Source organism: Cytobacillus eiseniae (genome assembly GCF_017874625.1).
In the GTDB taxonomy this organism is placed as follows: Bacteria; Bacillota; Bacilli; order Bacillales; family Cytobacillaceae; genus Cytobacillus; species Cytobacillus eiseniae.
Map to the genome: position 1 here is coordinate 1 of NZ_JAGIKZ010000003.1, position 20,876 is coordinate 20,876.

At 39.2% G+C, this 20,876-nt stretch carries 21 protein-coding genes and 1 tRNA gene; 21 read left to right on the plus strand and 1 reads right to left on the minus strand.

Annotated features, from left to right (window positions below; genetic code table 11):
- The first annotated feature begins 590 nt into the window (after positions 1-590).
- From J2Z40_RS04215 to J2Z40_RS04280, 14 genes are all read left to right on the plus strand, one after another.
- Positions 591-1,703 (plus strand): DUF4097 family beta strand repeat-containing protein, encoded by a 1,113-nt coding sequence (locus J2Z40_RS04215; RefSeq protein ID WP_066397676.1) that lies wholly within the window; start codon positions 591-593, stop codon positions 1,701-1,703.
- A gap of 116 nt (positions 1,704-1,819) precedes the next feature.
- A complete protein-coding gene (locus J2Z40_RS04220; RefSeq protein ID WP_066397671.1) occupies positions 1,820-2,179 on the plus strand; it encodes a phage holin family protein in 360 nt (119 codons plus the stop codon).
- A gap of 188 nt (positions 2,180-2,367) precedes the next feature.
- Complete coding sequence (hprK, locus tag J2Z40_RS04225; RefSeq protein ID WP_066397669.1) at positions 2,368-3,291, plus strand: HPr(Ser) kinase/phosphatase; 924 nt, start codon at positions 2,368-2,370, stop codon at positions 3,289-3,291.
- A 66-nt stretch (positions 3,292-3,357) separates the two neighbouring features.
- On the plus strand, positions 3,358-4,176 hold the full coding sequence (gene lgt, locus J2Z40_RS04230; RefSeq protein ID WP_066397666.1) for a prolipoprotein diacylglyceryl transferase: 819 nt from the start codon (positions 3,358-3,360) through the stop codon (positions 4,174-4,176).
- Between the two features lie 16 nt (positions 4,177-4,192).
- Positions 4,193-5,146, plus strand: coding sequence for a nucleoside recognition domain-containing protein (locus J2Z40_RS04235; protein WP_066397664.1), 954 nt, complete (start codon positions 4,193-4,195; stop codon positions 5,144-5,146).
- Positions 5,130-5,783 (plus strand): pyrophosphatase PpaX, encoded by a 654-nt coding sequence (gene ppaX, locus J2Z40_RS04240; protein ID WP_066397661.1) that lies wholly within the window; start codon positions 5,130-5,132, stop codon positions 5,781-5,783. Before J2Z40_RS04235 ends, ppaX begins: the two co-directional genes overlap by 17 nt.
- Positions 5,780-6,316, plus strand: a complete 537-nt coding sequence (locus tag J2Z40_RS04245; protein ID WP_066397659.1) for an acyltransferase — start codon at positions 5,780-5,782, stop codon at positions 6,314-6,316. The genes ppaX and J2Z40_RS04245 overlap by 4 nt, the downstream gene beginning before the upstream one ends.
- 616 nt (positions 6,317-6,932) lie before the next feature.
- Entirely contained in the window at positions 6,933-8,426 is a 1,494-nt protein-coding gene (locus J2Z40_RS04250) for a tetratricopeptide repeat protein (RefSeq protein WP_066397658.1), read from the plus strand.
- Positions 8,427-8,518: 92 nt separating this feature from the next.
- Complete coding sequence (trxB, locus tag J2Z40_RS04255) at positions 8,519-9,463, plus strand: thioredoxin-disulfide reductase (protein WP_066397655.1); 945 nt, start codon at positions 8,519-8,521, stop codon at positions 9,461-9,463.
- Positions 9,464-9,802: 339 nt separating this feature from the next.
- A complete protein-coding gene (locus J2Z40_RS04260) occupies positions 9,803-10,261 on the plus strand; it encodes an 8-oxo-dGTP diphosphatase (protein WP_066397652.1) in 459 nt (152 codons plus the stop codon).
- A gap of 101 nt (positions 10,262-10,362) precedes the next feature.
- Positions 10,363-11,256, plus strand: coding sequence for an RNase adapter RapZ (gene rapZ / locus J2Z40_RS04265; protein ID WP_066397648.1), 894 nt, complete (start codon positions 10,363-10,365; stop codon positions 11,254-11,256).
- Positions 11,253-12,224, plus strand: coding sequence for a gluconeogenesis factor YvcK family protein (locus J2Z40_RS04270; protein WP_066397645.1), 972 nt, complete (start codon positions 11,253-11,255; stop codon positions 12,222-12,224). The genes rapZ and J2Z40_RS04270 overlap by 4 nt, the downstream gene beginning before the upstream one ends.
- A 66-nt stretch (positions 12,225-12,290) precedes the next feature.
- The gene (whiA, locus tag J2Z40_RS04275; protein WP_066397642.1) at positions 12,291-13,232 is read left to right on the plus strand and encodes a DNA-binding protein WhiA; all 942 of its coding nucleotides are present in this window, start codon (positions 12,291-12,293) and stop codon (positions 13,230-13,232) included.
- Positions 13,233-13,267: 35 nt separating this feature from the next.
- On the plus strand, positions 13,268-13,525 hold the full coding sequence (locus tag J2Z40_RS04280) for an HPr family phosphocarrier protein (RefSeq protein WP_066397640.1): 258 nt from the start codon (positions 13,268-13,270) through the stop codon (positions 13,523-13,525).
- A gap of 663 nt (positions 13,526-14,188) precedes the next feature.
- On the opposite strand, the gene clpP is transcribed toward J2Z40_RS04280, so the two are convergent.
- Complete coding sequence (gene clpP, locus J2Z40_RS04285) at positions 14,189-14,788, minus strand: ATP-dependent Clp endopeptidase proteolytic subunit ClpP (protein WP_066397637.1); 600 nt, start codon at positions 14,786-14,788, stop codon at positions 14,189-14,191.
- Between the two features lie 273 nt (positions 14,789-15,061).
- Between clpP and J2Z40_RS04290 the strand changes: the two genes are divergently transcribed.
- The 7 genes from J2Z40_RS04290 (at position 15,062) to J2Z40_RS04315 (ending at position 20,804) form a co-directional block, all read left to right on the plus strand.
- Positions 15,062-15,133, plus strand: a tRNA-Arg gene (locus tag J2Z40_RS04290).
- Between the two features lie 202 nt (positions 15,134-15,335).
- A complete protein-coding gene (locus J2Z40_RS20075) occupies positions 15,336-15,533 on the plus strand; it encodes a hypothetical protein (protein ID WP_342590317.1) in 198 nt (65 codons plus the stop codon).
- Positions 15,534-15,583: 50 nt separating this feature from the next.
- On the plus strand, positions 15,584-16,666 hold the full coding sequence (gene rpoN / locus J2Z40_RS04295; protein ID WP_342590320.1) for an RNA polymerase factor sigma-54: 1,083 nt from the start codon (positions 15,584-15,586) through the stop codon (positions 16,664-16,666).
- Between the two features lie 12 nt (positions 16,667-16,678).
- Complete coding sequence (locus J2Z40_RS04300; protein WP_066397633.1) at positions 16,679-16,936, plus strand: glutaredoxin family protein; 258 nt, start codon at positions 16,679-16,681, stop codon at positions 16,934-16,936.
- A gap of 131 nt (positions 16,937-17,067) precedes the next feature.
- Positions 17,068-18,096: a sugar-binding transcriptional regulator gene (locus tag J2Z40_RS04305; protein WP_066397631.1), complete on the plus strand. Its 1,029-nt coding sequence runs from the start codon at positions 17,068-17,070 to the stop codon at positions 18,094-18,096.
- Positions 18,097-18,275: 179 nt separating this feature from the next.
- Positions 18,276-19,283, plus strand: coding sequence for a type I glyceraldehyde-3-phosphate dehydrogenase (gene gap / locus J2Z40_RS04310; RefSeq protein WP_066397629.1), 1,008 nt, complete (start codon positions 18,276-18,278; stop codon positions 19,281-19,283).
- A gap of 336 nt (positions 19,284-19,619) precedes the next feature.
- Positions 19,620-20,804 (plus strand): phosphoglycerate kinase, encoded by a 1,185-nt coding sequence (locus tag J2Z40_RS04315; protein ID WP_066397627.1) that lies wholly within the window; start codon positions 19,620-19,622, stop codon positions 20,802-20,804.
- The last annotated feature ends 72 nt before the right edge of the window (positions 20,805-20,876 follow it).

The following is a 20,876-nucleotide window of genomic DNA, read 5'->3' on the forward strand; positions in this document are numbered from 1 at the left end:
CCTTAATAGAGGTTATTGAACCCCGAACAAACGAAAAAAATCGTCAAAGCGTCCTCAATAGGGGTCATTGAACCCCGAACAAGCGAAAAAAACCGCCAAAGCGTCCTCAATAGGGTTCATTGAACCCCGAACAAGCGAAAAAAACCATCAAAGAGTCCTTAATAGAGGTTATTGAACCCCGAACAAACGAAAAAAATCGTCAAAGCGTCCTCAATAGGGGTCATTGAACCCCGAACAAGCGAAAAAAACCGTCAAAGCGTCCTCAATAGTGGTTATTGAACCCCAACAAGCGAAAAAAACCGTCAAAGGGTCCTCAATAGAGGTTATTGAAGTCCAACAAGGCATAAAAAACTGCCAAAGCATCTTCAATTCACTTCTAAAACGATCTCAGCAATTTCTTTTAGAACAAATAAGGGGTCTGTGTGCAAAATTAGTCAATTAATCATAACCATTTATAAGCAACAATATCTGTAAAACAGCAAAAAATAAAAAAATAATTGAAACCTTCATTATTTTTATCACGTATATAAAGAAGAAGGCGCATGTCGCTGAGTAGGATGTTTTTTATAAAAGTGTTGGGGGAGATTCGTATGCAAGAAGAGCGTAAACGAATACTTAAAATGGTTGAAGAGGGCAAGTTAACGGTGGATGAAGCATTATTATTAATGGAAGGTCTTGATCAATCGAGCAAGTCTTCATCCGTAAAGAAAGATGACTTATTTCCAGAGCTATCCAATACACCAAAGTTTGAAGAAGCAAAAAAAGAAGACCCACTCAATTACAAATTCCAGTCAGCGAAGGACAAAATTATTGATTTTGTTGATCAGGCATATAAAAAAATTAAGGATTTTGATTTAGACTTTAACTTTGGCAAATCGATTGAGCTTTCACATATTTTTCAACAAAGCGATGTCGACTTAAAAGAAGTGGATATTGATTTAGCAAATGGTTCAGTGAAAATTATTCCATGGGATCAACAGGATGTTCGAATTGACTGTCATGCAAAAGTGTATCGCGTCGAAACACAGGATGAAGCACGTAGAAATTTCTTGAACGAAGTCTATTTTGCCGTTGATGGCAGGAAGCTGCGCTTTGCGACTCAACAAAAATGGATGAAGGTTGAAGCGGATATTTACATTCCGCAAACTGATTATGAAAATATTAAAATTCGCATGTTTAACGGTTCGATTGAGAGCAGAAATTTATCAGTAGCTAGTTATAAAGCGAAAACAGCCAATGGAAAAATCCACCTTCAAGAGCTGAAGGGCAAATTTGCTGAAGTAGAGACGGCTAATGGGCAAATTACGTTTCAAAAGAGTTTTGTTGATGAATTAGAAGCAGAAACATTAAATGGGGCCATTATGATTGATGGAGATTATCAAAAGCTGGATCTTCAGTCTTTTAATGGGGACATTTTTTGCGCGATAAGTGGGGAAACAAGCCAATTCATTGAGGCGAAAGCTGCAACCGGCGGAATCGAATTGCAAATTCCTAACCAAGCGGTTGATGGAGAGCTGAAAACGAATCTTGGCGGTTTTAATGTTAATCTTGAGGGCATTCAAGTAATTGAAGATAAAAGTGATGTCGTGCAAAAGGCGATGCGCTTTAAATCATTGAATCATTCTGATCAGCTGTTAAAGATCATTGCTGAGACGAAAACAGGAACGATTCAAGTGAAAAAAGCAAAATCAGTGACATTCTAATTTGTCGAAAGAAAGCTTGTGGGAGGGAAGAATGAAGAGAGAAAGGACGATGCTGTTGTCCATTCCTTCTAATGATTCCCTTTTCTCCTACATGTAGAATTGAGGTGCTGTATTTTATGAGATGGATAGTTGGGATCATTATTAATGCCGTTCTATTTGTCGCAATCGCAGGATTTTCAGAAGAATCCTTTTACATATCTAGTTTTGGGGCTGCTATTGGGGCAAGCTTCATCCTTTCCATTTTAAATATACTTGTTCGGCCAGTATTAATTATTCTTACTTTGCCAGTCACTTTATTTACACTTGGATTTTTCCTCTTTGTTATTAATGCGATTACTTTGCAACTGACCGATCGAATTATGGGAAGCTCCTTCGAAATTGCCAGCTTTGGAACGGCACTCCTTGTAGCGATCGTCATGTCGATTGCCAACCTCATCATCCAAAAGTTTATTTTTGATAAGAAAAGAGGAGAATAGCCTGCCTATTTTAGGGACCAACTCGGAACAAAGTTGGTCTATTTTTATTGTTAATTAATGGACGTCTCATTCCCGAAAGTCCGTGCTTTTCTAATTCTTGTCTATTTTCGGAATGAACTCGTTTGGTTCTGAGGGAAAAAGTGCTAAAATATAGGGAAACTGCCATAATGGAATGGGAGGAACATCGATTGCCTAAAGTAAGTACGAAGGATATTATTGAGAAATTTGATTTAGAGCTGATAGCAGGAGAAGAGGGAATTAATCGTCTGATTGTTACTAGTGATCTATCGAGGCCAGGGATTGAATTGGCTGGTTATTTTAATTTTTACCCTGCAGAAAGAATTCAGCTGCTCGGAAAGACGGAGCTCACATTTACTGAACGATTAAATGATGGGGATCGGCAAGCCCGATTTGAACAGCTATGCACGGATATTACGCCTGCGATTATTATTTCAAGAGGAATGGACATTCCAGAAGAATTAATAAATGCCGCAGAACAAGAAGCGGTCCCACTATTAAGGACAAAGCTGAAAACGACGCGATTTTCCAGTATCCTAACGAATTTCTTAGAAAGTAAGCTTGCCCCGACAACGGCTGTCCATGGCGTTCTCGTCGATGTATATGGAGTCGGCGTGCTTATTACAGGAAAGAGCGGTGTCGGAAAAAGTGAAACAGCGCTTGAACTTGTGAAAAGAGGCCATCGTTTAGTGGCGGATGACTGTGTTGAAATTAGGCAAGAGGATGAGAATACCCTTGTTGGTACTTCGCCTGAGCTGATTGAACATTTACTTGAAATTCGTGGACTAGGGATTATTAATGTAATGACATTATTTGGTGCGGGTGCTGTTCGCAGCTTCAAACGAATCTCGATTGTGATGGACTTAGAATTATGGGATCAGAATAAACAATATGATCGATTGGGTCTTGATGAGGAAAAAATGAAGATTATTGATATGGACATCCCGAAGCTAACAATCCCCGTTCGTCCTGGCCGTAACTTAGCCGTTATTATTGAAGTGGCTGCAATGAACTTCCGTTTAAAAAGGATGGGTGTCAATGCTGCAGAGCAATTTTCCAATCGGCTTGCTGATGTTATTGAAGATAGTGATTAAAAGACAGTCATTAGCTAGGAAAATCAGCTTGTTTTTTGAAATAAGAGATATAAAGGAGCAGTGATTATGGAATCAACTATACAACCGCTTAATCCGATTGCGATATCTATCGGGCCGCTAGATATTCGCTGGTATGGGCTGATCATCGGAATCGGCATTGCTTTAGCACTTATACTTGCTATAAGAGAATCAGAAAAAAGAGGGCTCCAAAAGGAATTGTTTGCAGATTTAATGCTATGGGCGATTCCGATTGCAATTATTTCTGCCCGCATCTATTATGTGATTTTCCAGTGGGATTATTACAGCCAAAATCCTGGCGATATGATTAAAATATGGGAAGGCGGCATTGCCATTCACGGTGCCTTAATAGGTTCCGTTATTACAGCCGTTATTTTTGCGAAAAAGCGCGGAGTTTCCTTTTGGAAAATTGCGGATATCGCAGCTCCAAGTATCATTCTCGGCCAGGCGATTGGCCGCTGGGGTAATTTTATGAATCAAGAAGCCCATGGAGGAGAAGTAACCCGCGCATTTCTAGAAAATCTGTATCTTCCAGACTTCATCATCAATCAAATGTATATTAACGGTACATATTACCACCCTACGTTTTTATATGAATCCGTTTGGAATATCCTTGGCTTTATTCTTCTTATTCTTTTAAGAAAAGTGAATTTACGCCGTGGAGAGCTTTTCCTTACGTACGTGATTTGGTATTCGATCGGCCGCTACTTTGTGGAAGGAATGCGAACGGATAGTTTAATGCTTACGGAAATGCTGAGAACGGCACAAATGATTTCCATCGTTCTTGTTGTTGGCGCGATCATCCTGCTTATCTTTAGAAGAATGAAAGGATACGCCAATCAGCGTTATTTAGACAAAAGCGCCTAAGTAGAGGAGGAGTGACATGTTCGTTGAATCATCCAAAAAGGGAATCCTCGTTGGCTTAAAAACAACTTGGACATTAGGGAAGATCATTTTTCCAGTGACATTAATTGTTGCCTTGCTTCAACATACCCCGATCCTGCCATGGGTGATTAAGCTCATCACTCCACTCATGAATTTGATCGGTTTATCAGGAGATGCGGCAATCCCGATTGTGTTAGGAAATTTCCTGAATCTTTATGCAGGAATCGGAGCCATTTTAACCCTCGAATTAACGGTCAAAGAAGTATTTATTATCGCTGTTATGCTTTCCTTTTCGCATAATATGCTAATCGAATCGAGTGTGGCAACGAAGGTTGGTGTGAAACTATGGATTGTTGTCACTGTCAGATTAGGGTTAGCGCTTGTTTCTGCTGTTATTATTAATCTAGTATGGCAAGGTGGATCAGACATCGCGAAATACGGAATGGTTCCTGTGAAAAACGAAGAGGTAACAGGCTGGGCTGCTATTTTGCTAGAGGCATTGGAGAAGGCTGGCATTGGCATTTTTCAATTAGCCATTATCGTCATTCCTCTAATGATCGTCATTCAAATTTTAAAGGATTTACAATGGCTTGCGATTTTTTCTAAATGGATGGCACCTGTGACAAGGGCGTTAGGCATGAAGGAAAATACGTCCACAACACTTGCAGCAGGCTTATTATTTGGCCTGGCATATGGAGCAGGTGTGATGATTCAGGCAGTGAAAGAGGACGGTGTCAGTAAGCGGGATGTAACAATTGCCTTTGTTTTTCTCGTCGCCTGTCATGCGGTGATTGAAGATACGCTAATCTTTATTCCATTAGGGATCCCGATCCTGCCGCTCTTTCTCATCCGCCTAGGAGTCGCGATTTTATTAACGCTTATTATTAGCTATATTTGGAATCGGACAGATATGGCTAAAAGAAAGGAAACAGCCTATGAACACACAAGTTAATACGATTTTATTTGATTTAGATGGAACGTTAATCGATACAAATGAATTAATTATCTCCTCCTTCTTGCATACTTTAGGGAAATACTACCCGGATCAATATGATCGAGAGGCGGTCATTCCTTTTCTTGGCCCATCGCTCACTGAAACATTTGCAGCGATTAACCCAGAGAATGTAGAGGAAATGATTGCTGTCTACAGGGAGTATAACTTAGAGAATCATGATCTGCTTGTGAAGGATTTTGATGGAGTATATGAAACGATTCGTCAATTGAAGGAAGCAGGTTTCAAAATTGGCATCGTTACGACGAAAGTATTAATGGTTGCTAAAAAGGGATTAGAACTATCGAAGCTTGATCCGTTCTTTGACGTTATTATCGCATTGGATCATGTGCAAAAACCGAAGCCAGATCCAGAGCCAATTTTGAAAGCACTTGAATTATTAGGCTCAAAGCCAGAGGAAGCGATAATGGTCGGAGATAACTCACATGATATCCTTGGTGGAAAAAATGCTGGCACAAAAACAGCGGGTGTCGCATGGAGCATGAAAGGTAAAGCGTTTTTAAGCGGCTTCCAACCTGATTACATGCTGGAAAACATGACGGATTTACTTGCGATCCTCGAGGTCGGGAAAAAATGAGGAATACGGAAAGATTTCCAGTAGAAGGTGCCAACTCCTTATGGCATGTATATAAGACGGTCCCTTTTTGGAAAGTGGTAAAGAACTTTATCGTGATTCAAATGGCCAGATATACGCCTTTTCTAGGGATGAAAAATTGGCTTTACCGGACTTTCCTGCGGATGAAGGTTGGGGATCAAACATCCTTTGCGCTCATGGTGATGCTGGATGTCATGTTCCCTGAAAAAATTAGCGTTGGCCGCAATACGGTCATTGGCTATAACACAACGATTCTTGCACATGAATACTTAATTAAAGAGTACCGTCTAGGGCCAGTCGATATTGGCAGTGAAGTGATGATTGGCGCTAATTCAACGATCCTGCCTGGGATAACGATTGGCGATGGCGCCATTGTTTCAGCAGGCACACTTATTCATAAAGATGTTCCTGCAGGTGCCTTTGTCGGCGGAAACCCGATGCGAGTCATCTATACAAAAGAAGAAATGGCTGCACGATCGGCAAACGATCCAATTTATGGTCAAGTAAAAGAATAAGTGCTCTGGATCGTTCGATTGAAAAAATCGAATCCATAAGCTAAATCCAATCCTTTTTAGACAATAAAAGGTCACAGGAAAACGCAGAGGTGTAGCAAACCTCTGCGTTTTTTTATCATCTAATCCTTCTTTAGTTGATGGGTATTATAGATAGTCCCCATTAATACCTCACTTACATGAAATAGGGTTTGAACATCATAATGAGTTTCTTGGGAACTCCACTTTCCTTAAAAAGATGTCTTGTCCATATTCGAGTTACGAGCAAAAGTAAAATAAGCGGAAAATTTCCGGTTAAATGCAGAATAAAGTTCTTTTTTGGTGAAATAAGCGGAGATATTCCACTTATACAAACAAAAATTCCATATTTTCGAGTTTTTTGAGTGAATAGGCGGATTTTCTCCGCCTATTTAATCCCTTTTATTAATAATTACGAAATAAGCGGAAAAATTCCTTCTATTCATCATACAAATTCAAAAAATGCCCCGATCAATCATTCAAATTGCCACACGAAGCCGTTTCATTCAAAGGCAAGCTTCAAATATTCCTCGGAGCTCTTCTCCATAAGCTTGCTCATGTGATATACTACTTGAGTTGATTAACATAGATGGAGGATTTCATGAGCAAAGACTCTAAAGCAAGACAACCAAAAGGAAAATTACTAACATTTAACCCGACAGGTGAGTATTACTTTGCAAAAGGATTAAAGGCTTACCATAAAAGGGATCTTTATAAAGCGAAAAAATATTTACAGCGAGCGATGCATTTAGAGCCTGAGGAATCAATGATTGTCTGCCAATTAGCGATTATTTTCTCTGAATTAGGGGAGTACAAGCAAGCGAATACCCTCCTTCACCAAATTCTTGAGGAATTGGACGAGGATATGGTTGAATGTCATTACTTTCTTGCAAATAACTATGCTCATCTTGGCTTCTTCAAGGATGCTTACCACCATGCCAATATTTATTTGGATATGGAGGAGGATGGGGAATTTGTTGATGATACACTTGATCTGCTTGAACTGCTAACAATGGAAGCAGATGAACTGGATGAGGAGCTATATGACCAGGATGATCTAATTACGAAGCAGGAAGAAGCAAGGGAACTGCTCGAATCTGGACATTTTCCAAAAGCAGTGGAAATTCTTAATTCTGTTATTGAAGAGTATCCTGAATATTGGTCTGCCTATAATAATCTCGCACTTGCCTATTTCTATCTCGGGGAAAATCAGAAGGCTGCTGAGATTTTGGCAAAGGTATTTCAAGAAAATCCGGGAAATCTGCATGCCCTTTGCAACAAGCTTGTTTTTGCCTTTTACCAGCATGATTTTAAAGAAGTAGCTGTCTTAAAGGAAATGCTGAAAAAGATTAAGCCGATTTCAATTGATCATCAGTTTAAGCTTGGTGCAACCTTTGCCTTAACGGGTGAATATGATGTTGCTTTCTCATTGCTGCGCAACCTGCAGAAAAAGGGATTTGACGGAGATGGGGCCTTCTATTACTGGCTATCCTATTCAGCCTATTATACGGGCAGAACGTCTATTGCAGAATCCACATGGAAAAAAGCAGTAGCATTAAATCCAGAGAAGGCGGGCTTTGAGCCTTGGAATCATGAAAAAGTGATTCTTGATGGCTTCGAAAATCATTATACATCGATATTGAAAAAACTGGACAGTGACTATATCGAGGAACGCCTTTTTGCGATATTTCTTACTTCTATTTCAGAAAAAAGGGAAGAAATCCTCTCTTCAAATGAAGTACAGAAAAATCAAAGATTGACTTCATTAGAGCGGGATTATGTATCTGCATTGCGTTCAAATCAAGAAATGAAGCCATTGCCTCTGCATGATACAGCAGCATTGCTTTATGAGAACCATCACCCAATTGGCACCGTTGAAGCGGGTCTCTTTTTAATGTGGTTTTCTGTTTTTATCGAACTAATGAATACGAATCAAGCGATGAAGAATACGAAGGCTTGGGCTGCAGCGGTTGAATATGTGTGGCTGAAAATGAAAGAGGGAAAGACATCTCAAACAGAAATGGCCGTTAAATACAATATTTCTCCCTCGACTTTAAAGAACTATGTAAAAAAAGTAAAAAATCTCCTTTCATAAGCAAATACTTGGACGACAATGACTTATTTTTATAGGATAATAATAGATGGTCATAATAAAATAAAAGTCCTTTATTATAGGAGTGAATGAGCATGTCAGAAGAAAAAATTTATGATGTCATTATCGCAGGTGCTGGTCCAGCTGGGATGACGGCTGCTGTTTATACATCACGTGCGAACCTTTCAACATTAATGATTGAGCGCGGGATTCCAGGTGGACAAATGGCAAACACGGAAGAAGTAGAAAATTACCCAGGGTTTGATCATATTCTTGGCCCAGACTTATCAACAAAAATGTTTGAGCATGCAAAGAAATTTGGTGCGGAATATGGATATGGGGATATTAAGGAAATTATTGATGGACCGGAATATAAAACCGTTGTTGCAGGTGCTAAGCAATATAAAGCACGAGCAGTAATTATTACAACAGGTGCTGAATATAAAAAGCTCGGGATTCCTGGCGAGAAGGATCTTGGAGGCCGCGGCGTATCTTACTGTGCAGTTTGTGATGGTGCTTTCTTTAAAGGAAAAGAACTTGTTGTCATTGGTGGCGGAGATTCAGCTGTTGAAGAAGGTGTGTATTTAACACGCTTTGCATCCAAAGTAACAATCGTTCACCGTCGTGACGAGCTTCGTGCCCAAGCGATCTTACAGAAGCGCGCATTTGATAATGAAAAGATTGAGTTCATTTGGAATCATACAGTGAAAGAAATCAATGAAGCGAATGGCAAGGTTGGAAGTGTGACGCTTGTTTCAACTGAAACAGGCGAAGAGCAGGAATTCAAAACAGATGGCGTCTTCGTCTACATCGGGATGATTCCACTCTCTAAGCCATTTGCAAGCCTTGGCATTACAAATGAAAATGGCTATATTGAAACAAATGAACATATGGAAACGAAAGTGCCTGGTGTTTTTGCAGCAGGTGATATTCGTGAGAAAATGCTTCGTCAAATAGTGACAGCAACTGGAGACGGCAGCATCGCTGCACAAAGCGCTCAACACTATATCGAGGAATTAATGGAAAGCTTAAAAGCATAATTTTTGTAGAATGGCCGTACAATTGTTGTGCGGCTTTTCTTTTTTCACAAATAAAAGGATAATTTTAGATAAATTTACAAAAAGTCATTCTCTTTTAATTTTCCTGTAACAGTCGTGAAATAAAAGTCGGGTATGATAAGAGTAGAAATTGACCCCCTTAAAGATATAATCCTTTGTAGAGCGCAGGTAATCTGTGCTTTTTTTTTATACACAATATCAGAATATTGTCTTTCATTCAGACTGCCATTTGTTTGCAGCTGCTATTTATTGTGGGCGCTGCATAAAAATAGTATAATTAAATGAATCATGTGGACTGGATACAAGAAGAGGTGAAGAATCATGCAACGAGTCACTAACTGTGTATTGTTAAAAGATGAGCAAGTATTGCTTTTGCAAAAACCGAGTCGGGGCTGGTGGGTAGCTCCAGGTGGAAAAATGGAGCCTGGAGAGTCAGTTAGAGACTCGTGCATTCGTGAATTTAGAGAGGAAACAGGAGTGTATTTACGCAATCCGAATATAAAGGGAATTTTCACCTTTATTATGAAGGATGGCGATCAAGTGCTTTCTGAATGGATGATGTTTACATTCTTGGCTACTGAGTCTGATGGATTAAATCTAGATGAGTCAGAAGAGGGAAAGATTCATTGGCATCCATTTGCAGAAATTAAGAACCTGCCAATGGCTGCAGGGGATTATCATATTTTAGAATACATGATCCATGGCAACGGGATTATATATGGTACTTTTACGTATACACCTGATTTTGAATTGCTTAGCTATCGGCTTGATCCAAGCTAAACAACCTCTGACCTTCACTTCTTGAAGAATTGAATCGACTTTCATCCTAATTACTAATTAAATAATAAGGACGCCTTTTAAAAATACAGGGGGAATCATAAATGAGCACTGGCGCAGTAAAGGAAACGCAAATGGTTATTATAACGGGCATGTCAGGCGCTGGTAAGACAGTTGCCATTCAAAGCTTTGAAGATCTAGGATTTTTCTGTGTTGATAATCTGCCGCCGACGCTCCTGCCTAAATTCCTTGAACTGATGAAGGATTCAGGGAATAAGATGAATAAGGTTGCCTTAGTGATGGATCTTAGAGGACGTGAGTTTTTTGATCATCTATTCAAAGCATTGGATGATCTTGCTGAAACATCATGGATTACACCGCAAATTCTCTTCCTGGATGCAGATGATTCAACATTAGTTAGACGGTATAAGGAAACGAGACGTTTTCATCCGCTTGCCCCTTCTGGCTTGCCTTTAGAAGGCATCAAGCTTGAACGTGAACTGCTTGAAGAGCTAAAAGGAAGGGCTCAGCTTATTTATCATACAACAAAATTAAAGCCAAGAGAGCTTCGGGAAAAGATCCTAATGGAGTTCTCTGTAAATAAATCAACCCTTTTTACAGTTAATGTAATGTCATTTGGCTTCAAGCACGGACTGCCTATCGATGCAGACCTCGTTTTTGATGTACGCTTTCTTCCAAACCCTCATTACATTGAACATATGCGACCAAAAACAGGTCTTGATGAAGAGGTTTCATCCTATGTATTAAAATGGACGGAAACACAGAAATTTCTTGAGAAGGTAACAGAGTTGCTTAGCTTTATGCTCCCTCATTATAAAAGGGAAGGAAAAGCACAGCTTGTGATTGCAATTGGCTGTACAGGTGGTCAGCATCGTTCGGTTGCGTTAGCTGAATACATCGGTGAATACTTCAAGAAAGAATATCATACAAGAATCTCGCATCGTGATATTGAGGGGAGAAGGGAAAAAGACAAATGAAAAAAGCACAGCCAAGAATTGTCATCATCGGTGGTGGTACAGGAATGCCAGTTCTATTGCGAGGGCTAAAAAAATATCCTGTTGATATCACAGCGATTGTAACCGTTGCAGATGATGGGGGCAGTTCAGGGAGACTGAGAAATGATTTGCATATTCCTCCTCCTGGTGATATACGCAATGTTTTGGCCGCGTTGTCTGATGTGGAACCACTGATTGAAGAGATGTTTCAGCATCGCTTTAATACATCCAATGAACTTTCTGGGCATTCACTTGGGAATTTAATTCTAGCAGCAATGACCTCCATTACAGGAAACTTTACTCATGCGATTCAAGAAATGAGCAAGGTGCTCAATGTGCGGGGAAAAGTATTGCCTGCTGCGAATCAAAGTGTTGTTTTGCATGCTGAAATGGAAGATGGCACTATTGTATCTGGTGAGTCGAAAATTCCTTTCTCTGGAAAAAAGATTAAACGAGTCTTTTTAACGCCAAATAAAATTAAAGCACTTCCTGAGACGATTTCTGCCATTCGCCAAGCAGATTTAATTATTATTGGACCAGGAAGCTTATATACAAGCATATTGCCAAACTTACTCGTGCCGAAGCTCGGCTCAGAGGTGTGCCGTTCAAAGGCAAAAAAAGTGTATATATGCAACATAATGACACAAGCTGGCGAAACATATAATTATACAGCGAGTGAACATGTAAAAGCGATTTATGATCATATGAGCTGCGCCTTTATGAATACGATTCTTGTCAACAATAAGGAAATCCCAGCAAATATTCAAGAACGTTATAGTGAAGAAATGTCACAGCCTGTTCTATTTGATGTGGATCGTCTGCAGGAACTTGGTCTCGAAGTGATGCATGGGGAAATCGTTAGTTTAAAAGATGATAAAATCCGTCATGATACAAAAGAAGTAGCTAAAATGCTCTATTCATTGCTCATGAATGAAAGAGAAAATAAGTAAATATGCTTGCATTTTTCGATTGATTCGTGCATCATAAGTGGTTTAGCTTTAAGGTGGTGAAAAATGATGTCTTTCGCTTCAGAAACGAAAAAGGAATTAACAAATTTAGAAATAAAGGATTGCTGCAGCAGGGCAGAATTATCAGCACTTATTCGGATGAATGGCTCTCTTTCCTTCTCCAACAAAAAATTAATCGTTGATATTCAAACGGAAAATGCCGCAATTGCAAGAAGAATCTATATCCTTATTAAGAAGAATTATGATGTACAGGTGGAGCTTCTTGTTCGAAAGAAAATGAGGCTGAAGAAAAATAATGTATATATTGTTCGATTAGCAGAGCAAACGAAAGAAATCTTGGATGACTTGAAAATATTAACTGAAGGGTTTATTTTCACCCACAATATTTCGGAGGAATTGATCCAGAAGAAATGTTGTAAGCGCTCTTATCTCCGTGGTGCTTTTCTAGCGGGAGGTTCAGTGAATAATCCTGAAACCTCATCCTATCACTTAGAAATTTCTTCACTTTATAAGGAGCATAACGACTCTTTATGTGAATTGATGAATACATTTAATTTAAATAGCAAAACACTTGAGCGAAAAAAGGGATTTATCGTCTACTTAAAAGAAGCAGAAAAAATTACGGAGTTTTTAATCATCATTGGTGCGAACAATGCATTGCTTCGCTTCGAAGACATTCGGATTGTTCGTGATATGCGAAATTCCGTTAATCGACTCGTAAATTGTGAAACAGCGAACTTAAATAAAACAATCGGTGCAGCCTTGCGTCAAGTGGAGAATATTCGCTACATTGATGAAACAATCGGTCTTCATGTGTTGCCAGATAAGTTAAGAGAAATTGCTGAACTGCGTGTGGCTTATCAGGATGTCACGTTAAAGGAACTTGGTGAAATGGTTTCAGGGGGCAATATAAGCAAATCAGGGATTAATCATCGTTTAAGAAAAATAGATGAAATTGCTGACAAGTTACGTATTGGAGAATCGATTTAGAATAGGACTAATCTAGAATGGGAGGAAAGGTAGAAATGGTGGAGAAAAAGGTTGAAGTAAAATTGAAAACAGGTTTACAAGCACGTCCAGCTGCCTTATTTGTGCAGGAAGCCAATCGCTTTTCATCGGATGTATTCCTTGAAAAGGATGGAAAGAAAGTCAATGCAAAAAGCATCATGGGCTTGATGAGCCTTGCTATTAGCTCAGGCTCTGTCATTACATTAATTGTAGATGGCAAAGACGAAGCTGAAGCGCTTGAAGAATTGACTAATTATATTTTGCAGGAAAATTAAATAGTCAAGTCGTTTAGAGGTAGAAGCAAGCGAATTTATATACTTATTCGCTTGTTTTTTTGTGCATTCGAAAACAGTGAATCAATCATTCTATTCATTAGGATCAAGAGAAGGATAGTTGGGAGATTAGGTTGCGTACCCGAGCGGTAAATAGACGGAAAAACTCCGCTTATTTCATCATTATTAGTAAAAGGAGTTAAAATAGACGGAAAAATTCCGCCTATTTACTCAAAAAAATGAAAAATGAACGATTTTACAATGAATAAGCGGAAATTTTCCGCTTATTTTCCCAAAAAAGCGCTTCATTCTGCATTTAACCGGAAAAATTCCGCTTATTTTGATTTACTCTCGAGAATAAGCAACTATTTCCAACCTGTTACATTAGCAGCCCCGCTTTTATCATCACTATCTTTCATATAAAAGGGCAAAAATAACAATTGTCAATGCAATACACATGAGAAAACTCATGAGCCAATTTTTCTTATCCGTCAGTTTAAGGATGATATTTAGGAATGAACTAATACAAATACAAATAACAAAAATAACTATAAGCATATAAAATTCCATTGTCTTTAGATATCTCCTCTACCCAAAATGATAATCCCCACACCTAAAAAACACATGGATTCCCAAGCGGAGAATCTCATGTGTTTTTTTAAAACTTTATTTCTTTTCTTCTGTAGGCTTACGCGTAATAATTTTATCAACTAAGCCGTACTCTAATGCTTTTTCTGCCGTCATGAAGTTGTCGCGGTCTGTATCTTTAGCGATTACTTCAAGTGGTTGGCCAGTGCGCTCAGCTAGGATCTTATTCAGCTTATCACGAAGGAATAGAATACGCTTAGCAGCAATTTCGATTTCTGTTGCTTGCCCTTGAGCACCACCTAAAGGTTGGTGAATCATCACTTCACTGTTTGGAAGCACATAGCGCTTGCCCTTTTCACCAGCTGCAAGCAGGAATGCCCCCATTGATGCAGCCATACCTGTACAAATCGTTGAAACATCTGCTTTAATGTACTGCATCGTATCATAGATGGCCATACCGGCAGTAATGCTTCCACCTGGGCTGTTAATATATAATGTAATATCTTTCTCAGGGTTTTCAGCTTCTAAGAACAATAATTGTGCTACAATTGAGTTGGCAACATTATCATCAATGGCACTACCAAGCATGATAATACGGTCTTTTAGAAGACGAGAGTAAATGTCGTAAGCACGCTCTCCACGGTTGGTTTGTTCAATAACTGTAGGGATTAAGTTCATCTCTTTATTCCTCCTTTAATTAAGTAAGGGTTGACATACAATACCTCATATTTTTCCATTGATGTATGTATTCTCATGATACACTGTTGGTCAATTAAGGTCAAACAATACACTTGAGCAAAATGAGATAATTATTCGACATTCCTTATCCGATAACGCTTTTTCGTTTCCATCATACCCGCTCCTCCTGCTTTTTAAACGAAAGATGCCTTGCAAAGTTTAAAAAAATCACATATAATCTATATTTGTAACACAAATGCATTCTTTTAAACTGCCCTCGTGGTGCAACGGATAGCACGTAAGATTCCGGTTCTTAAAATGGGGGTTCGATTCCCTCCGAGGGCGCTAGATATTTTTTTGAAAAAAGTGTTTCTACGATTTTTTCGTGGGAGCACTTTTTTATGTTTAGTTAAAAAGAGTAGGCTCGAATTATGCATAAAAATTCATGTTTTTAGAATTTATACTCTATTAAGACTTCCTCATGCCAAGATTTTTCCATACAACATTCGTTCACATTATTGTAAGATGTACATGAGGGGGGATTGAAATGAACTTACAAGCAGGGTTATGGCAGCAGCAGACATTAAAGCTTACGATGACGCAAGAGCTCACGCAAGCGATTGCATTGTTGCAGTATAACGCACAGGAGCTTTCTGCATTTTTAGAGAATAAAGCATTGGAAAACCCCTTATTGCAGATTGAGCCTGGCAATGTACAAGCGATGGACCCCGTAAGGATCGAGTAAAGCCTACGCGTAAAAAGGTAGATAAAGATAAACAAAACTGGATTGAACAGATTGGGGAAACTGTTGCATTCCTAGATGAATACTTAAAATCTCAGATAGATATTGATCATTTCACGATGATTGAAAATAAAGTGTTAGATTACTTGATTGAGTGTATTGATGAAAACGGTTACTTTCGTGCGGAGTTACATGAAGTAGCTGCTTATTTCAACCGATCAGCAGAAGAAATCTATGAATATCTTAAACTATTGCAAGGATTGGAACCGGCTGGGATTGGGGCCCGTCATTTGCAAGAATGCCTCTTATTGCAGTTGCGACGCTTTGAAAAGAGGCATGCTCTTGCAGAAGAAATTGTGGAAAAGCATTTCCAGTCTTTTGCGGAAAAGAAATGGAAGGACGTAGCAAAAGCGCTTAACGTGAAATTGAATGAGATTCAAGAGGTTTTCGATTTAATTCAAACGCTAGACCCAAGACCCGCTTCCTCCTTTCAAAACGAAAAATCGGCTTACATAGTGCCAGATGTAGTAATTAAATGGGATGGAGAATCCTTTACAGTTAGTATATTTGATGAGACATTGCCTAAAATTAGCTTTAACAGCGCCTATTATAAGCGGTTTTCTTCGAATCAAGATAAACAGGTCCATCGATTTATTCAGGAAAATCAACAGGATTATCAATGGATTATGAGAAGCCTTGAACAGAGAAAAGAAACATTAACGAAAGTTTCTTTAAAGATTGTCGAAAAACAAAGGGACTTTTTTGTGAAGGGACCAGCCAATTTGCGCCCGATGACGATGAAGGAGATTGCGGATGAACTGGAAATTCATGAGTCAACGGTCAGTCGGGCAGTGCGAGAGAAGTATGCGCAAACCCCATTTGGTACATTTGAATTACGATCCTTCTTTTCAAGTACGATTAAAACAACGTCTGATGAGAATACTTCATCCAAGCAAGTGAAAACAATGATTCATCAATTAATAGCAGAGGAAAATAAACAAAAGCCGTTATCCGACCAAGAAATTGTTCATTTATTGAAGGAGAAAGAAGGAATGGTTGTTTCCCGCAGAACGATTGCGAAATATCGGGACCAGCTTGGCATTCTTTCTTCATCAAAAAGAAAACGTTATGAATAAAGGGTGAAAGCTATGAAAAAAAGTACATTAGTTCTCTATACACGTGATCGCTGTATGTTATGTGAAAAAGCGAAGAAAATAATTGTAGAATTACAAAATAAGTATGATTTTCTACTAGAAGAAATTGATATTGATTCGAGCGACGAGTTGACAGAGAAATATGGAATTATGATTCCGGTCGTTGAAATCGATGGCAAAGAAGTTCAATATGGGCAAATTGATGAATGGACGTTAAGTGAAGCGTTTTCAGAAAAAAAGAATAATTATTAATTGAAATTTAGGATCACTCCTGTTAAGATAAAAATATAGCAGGTGTGATTTTTTTTACTTTAATCGGGACATAATTTGTCTACGAGGGACAAAAAAAGTCCATCGATACAAACGATATAAAGGAGAAATCAATGGACTCATTAATTGATGTTCAAAAAAGATTATTACCTGATTTATTAACCGTTATGCAAAAACGCTATCATATTCTTCATTACATTGGCTTAATGGAGCCAGTCGGTAGAAGAAGCTTAAGCTTAAGCCTTAATCTAACTGAAAGAGTGCTGCGAAGCGAAGTCGACTTTCTGAAAAATCAAGATCTGATTACTTCCTCAAGTGCAGGCATGCGCTTAACAGATGATGGAAGAGATTTACTTGAGAAGCTTGGACATATTATTCGTGATATTTCTGGGATTCGTTCATTGGAGGAAAGCTTGCAGCAGCAAATGGGGATTCAGGATGTCATTATTGTTGCAGGCAATAGTGATGAATCGCCTTGGGTGAAGAGTGAACTTGGCAGAGCGGCTGCAAGTCGTATGAAATCAATCCTCACGAGAGAAAATATTATTGCTGTAACAGGCGGATCGACGATTGCGGCAGTTGCAGATACATTAACACCGAGTGAGAAAGAGCAAGCATGCCTTTTTGTTCCAGCTAGAGGTGGCATTGGTGAGGATGTCAAAAATCAGGCCAATTCAATTTGTGCCGCGATGGCTGACCGAATGGCTTCTAAATATCGGGTGCTCTATGTGCCAGATCAGGTGAGTAAAGATATTTATGACTCCTTTATTAAAGAGCCAGAAATCAATGAAGTGCTGCAATTAATCAAATCAGCAAGCATGGTTTTGCACGGAATTGGAGACGCTATGACAATGGCAGAGCGCCGAAAATCGAGCAATGAAGATCTTGAAATAATCAAAAGCGCTCAAGCAGAAGGTGAGGCGTTTGGCTATTACTTCAATGAAAATGGCGAGGTTGTCCATAAAGTCCAAACCATTGGATTGCAGCTTCAAGATTTAGCGAATATCCCATCAGTGATTGCCGTTGCAGGTGGAGCATCAAAAGCAAAGGCCATTGCTGCATACATGAAACAAGCACCCCCATCCACCATCCTCATTACGGATGAAGGGGCAGCAAAATGTTTATTAAAGGCTCAATTCTAAAAGAATGTTGTTTTTGAATCAATTGTTAGAATGAATGATTTACTAAATAGGTCGGTTGATTGGAGCGGAAATCAACCTTTACCAATTATGTGTAAAATAGTAACAATGTTAGCAAAAGCAGTTTATTTAATAGAAAAATGAATCATCATATAAAACCGAAATAAGGGAGGAATTTTAAAATGGCAGTAAAGGTTGGTATTAATGGATTTGGAAGAATTGGACGTGTGGTATTTCGTGCAGCACTTAATAACCCAAATATAGAAGTAGTCGCAGTAAATGATTTAACAGATGCAAATATGCTTGCTCATCTTTTAAAGTATGATTCTGTACATGGAACATTGAAGCAAGAAGTATCAGTTGATGGAGATACACTTGTAGTTGGTGGCCATCGAGTAAAAGTAATCGCAGAACGTGATCCAGCACAGCTTGGATGGGGCAACTTAGGTGTCGATGTTGTCATCGAATCAACAGGTCGCTTCACAAAACGTGAGGATGCGGCGAAGCATTTAGAAGCTGGTGCGAAAAAAGTAATTATCTCAGCTCCTGCTTCAAATGAAGATATTACAGTTGTGATGGGTGTAAACCATGAAAGCTATGACCCAGCAAATCACCATGTGATCTCAAATGCTTCTTGTACAACGAACTGTCTTGCTCCATTTGCGAAAGTTCTAAATGACAAGTTTGGCATTAAACGCGGAATGATGACGACCATTCATTCTTACACAAATGATCAGCAAATCCTTGATTTGCCACATAAAGATTACCGTCGTGCGCGTGCAGCAGCAGAGAATATTATTCCAACAACGACTGGTGCAGCAAAAGCAGTTTCTCTTGTATTGCCAGAACTAAAAGGCAAATTAAATGGTGGAGCCGTTCGTGTGCCAACACCAAATGTTTCTTTAGTTGATTTAGTAGCAGAGCTTGATAAAGAAGTAACAGCAGAAGAAGTAAATGCCGCATTCAAAGCAGCAGCAGAAGGCGACTTAAAAGGCATCTTAGCATACAGTGAAGAGCCACTCGTATCTAGCGACTATAATGGAGATGCTGCGTCATCTACAATTGATGCTCTTTCAACAATGGTGATGGAAGGCAATATGGTGAAAGTTATTTCTTGGTATGACAATGAAAGCGGCTATTCAAACCGTGTTGTTGACCTTGTTGATTATATCGCACAAAAAGGTCTGTAAAAACTAACTGGAATGTTTGAAACATATTGGAAATTAAAAGTTTAAACGTCTATAATGATATAGGGTAAAAGGGGAGCGGGGAACAAACCCCTCTCCTTTTTCTATAGATAGGAAAGTAAAATATCTGAGTCAGAGAATTGTCTAGCTCCAGCGCCTATCGCCTATCAAACTTCAGGTCCCCTCCCTACGATAAGTCAACATCGATTCGCTCACGCAAATCGTGTTTCCTTTATCTTAGTCGGAGACCCTCCTGTTTGTACGTCGATGATCAAGGCGCTTGTGCTTTTCTTAGTTGTTTTCACAATTATTTTTCAAAAATGTGGGGGTCATTTTGCGATGAACAAGAAAAGCGTGAAAGATGTGGATTTAAAAGGTAAGCGAGTATTTTGCCGGGTTGATTTCAATGTGCCGATGAAGGATGGCGAAGTAACAGATGAAACAAGAATCCGTGCGGCACTTCCAACGATTCAATACTTAACAGATCATGGGGCAAAAGTGATCTTAGCCAGTCATCTTGGACGTCCAAAGGGACAAGTCGTTGAGGAATTGCGTCTTACACCAGTTGCCAAACGTTTATCAGCACTTCTTGGAAAAGAAGTAAAGAAAGCGGATGAAGCGTATGGAGATGCAGTGAAAGAAATGATTGCAACGATGAGTGAAGGGAATGTTCTCCTTTTAGAAAATGTTCGTTTCTATGCTGGTGAGGAGAAAAATGACCCTGAGTTGGCAAAGGCATTCGCTAATCTAGCAGATCTTTATGTTAATGATGCATTTGGAGCGGCCCACCGTGCACATGCTTCAACAGAAGGCATTGCTCAACATCTTCCAGCTGTTTCTGGTCTATTAATGGAAAAGGAGCTAGATGTATTAGGCAAAGCTCTTTCAAATCCAGAACGTCCATTCACAGCGATTATTGGCGGGGCGAAAGTAAAAGATAAAATTGGCGTCATTGATAACTTGCTTGAGAAAGTAGACAACTTAATCATTGGCGGCGGTTTAGCATACACATTTGTGAAAGCAAATGGCCATGAAATAGGAAAATCACTTTTAGAAGAAGATAAAATAGAGCTTGCTCAGTCATTCATGAAGAAGGCAAAAGAAAAAGGTGTAAACTTCTATATGCCTGTTGATGCAGTCATTGCAAGTGATTTTGCGATAGACGCAGAGTCAAAAGTTGTCGCAATTGAAGACATTCCTTCTGATTGGCAAGCACTTGATATTGGGCCAAAGACAGCCGAAATTTATAGCGATGTCATCCAAAATTCAAAGCTTGTGATTTGGAATGGTCCGATGGGTGTATTCGAGTGGGATAAATTTGCAGGCGGGACGAGAGCGGTTGCTGAAGCTCTAGCTGAAGCAAATGATACATATTCAGTAATTGGCGGTGGAGATTCTGCAGCAGCTGTAGAAAAATTCCATCTTGGGGATAGAATGAGCCATATTTCCACAGGCGGCGGTGCTTCCTTAGAATTTATGGAAGGCAAAGCATTGCCAGGCGTTGTTGCGTTAAATGATAAATAGAAAAGCGGAGGCTTATGCCTCGAGGGTCTAGCCGTTGGAGCTGGACAAAGAAAAGCGGAAGCAGCTTAATTA

Excerpts from the sequence above, each read along its gene's own strand:
- J2Z40_RS04270 (WP_066397645.1), top strand. The coding sequence starts at position 11,253 with ATGAAAAAAGCACAGCCAAGAATTGTCATCATCGGTGGTGGTACAGGA.
- lgt (WP_066397666.1), top strand. The coding sequence starts at position 3,358 with ATGGAATCAACTATACAACCGCTTAATCCGATTGCGATATCTATCGGG.
- J2Z40_RS04300 (WP_066397633.1), top strand. The coding sequence starts at position 16,679 with ATGAAAAAAAGTACATTAGTTCTCTATACACGTGATCGCTGTATGTTA.
- J2Z40_RS04220 (WP_066397671.1), top strand. The coding sequence starts at position 1,820 with ATGAGATGGATAGTTGGGATCATTATTAATGCCGTTCTATTTGTCGCA.
- whiA (WP_066397642.1), top strand. The coding sequence starts at position 12,291 with ATGTCTTTCGCTTCAGAAACGAAAAAGGAATTAACAAATTTAGAAATA.
- trxB (WP_066397655.1), top strand. The coding sequence starts at position 8,519 with ATGTCAGAAGAAAAAATTTATGATGTCATTATCGCAGGTGCTGGTCCA.
- J2Z40_RS04250 (WP_066397658.1), top strand. The coding sequence starts at position 6,933 with ATGAGCAAAGACTCTAAAGCAAGACAACCAAAAGGAAAATTACTAACA.
- J2Z40_RS04315 (WP_066397627.1), top strand. The coding sequence starts at position 19,620 with ATGAACAAGAAAAGCGTGAAAGATGTGGATTTAAAAGGTAAGCGAGTA.
- ppaX (WP_066397661.1), top strand. The coding sequence starts at position 5,130 with ATGAACACACAAGTTAATACGATTTTATTTGATTTAGATGGAACGTTA.
- J2Z40_RS04245 (WP_066397659.1), top strand. The coding sequence starts at position 5,780 with ATGAGGAATACGGAAAGATTTCCAGTAGAAGGTGCCAACTCCTTATGG.
- J2Z40_RS04215 (WP_066397676.1), top strand. The coding sequence starts at position 591 with ATGCAAGAAGAGCGTAAACGAATACTTAAAATGGTTGAAGAGGGCAAG.
- J2Z40_RS20075 (WP_342590317.1), top strand. The coding sequence starts at position 15,336 with ATGAACTTACAAGCAGGGTTATGGCAGCAGCAGACATTAAAGCTTACG.
- rapZ (WP_066397648.1), top strand. The coding sequence starts at position 10,363 with ATGAGCACTGGCGCAGTAAAGGAAACGCAAATGGTTATTATAACGGGC.
- clpP (WP_066397637.1), bottom strand. The coding sequence starts at position 14,788 with ATGAACTTAATCCCTACAGTTATTGAACAAACCAACCGTGGAGAGCGT.
- J2Z40_RS04235 (WP_066397664.1), top strand. The coding sequence starts at position 4,193 with ATGTTCGTTGAATCATCCAAAAAGGGAATCCTCGTTGGCTTAAAAACA.
- J2Z40_RS04280 (WP_066397640.1), top strand. The coding sequence starts at position 13,268 with ATGGTGGAGAAAAAGGTTGAAGTAAAATTGAAAACAGGTTTACAAGCA.
- J2Z40_RS04305 (WP_066397631.1), top strand. The coding sequence starts at position 17,068 with ATGGACTCATTAATTGATGTTCAAAAAAGATTATTACCTGATTTATTA.
- gap (WP_066397629.1), top strand. The coding sequence starts at position 18,276 with ATGGCAGTAAAGGTTGGTATTAATGGATTTGGAAGAATTGGACGTGTG.
- J2Z40_RS04260 (WP_066397652.1), top strand. The coding sequence starts at position 9,803 with ATGCAACGAGTCACTAACTGTGTATTGTTAAAAGATGAGCAAGTATTG.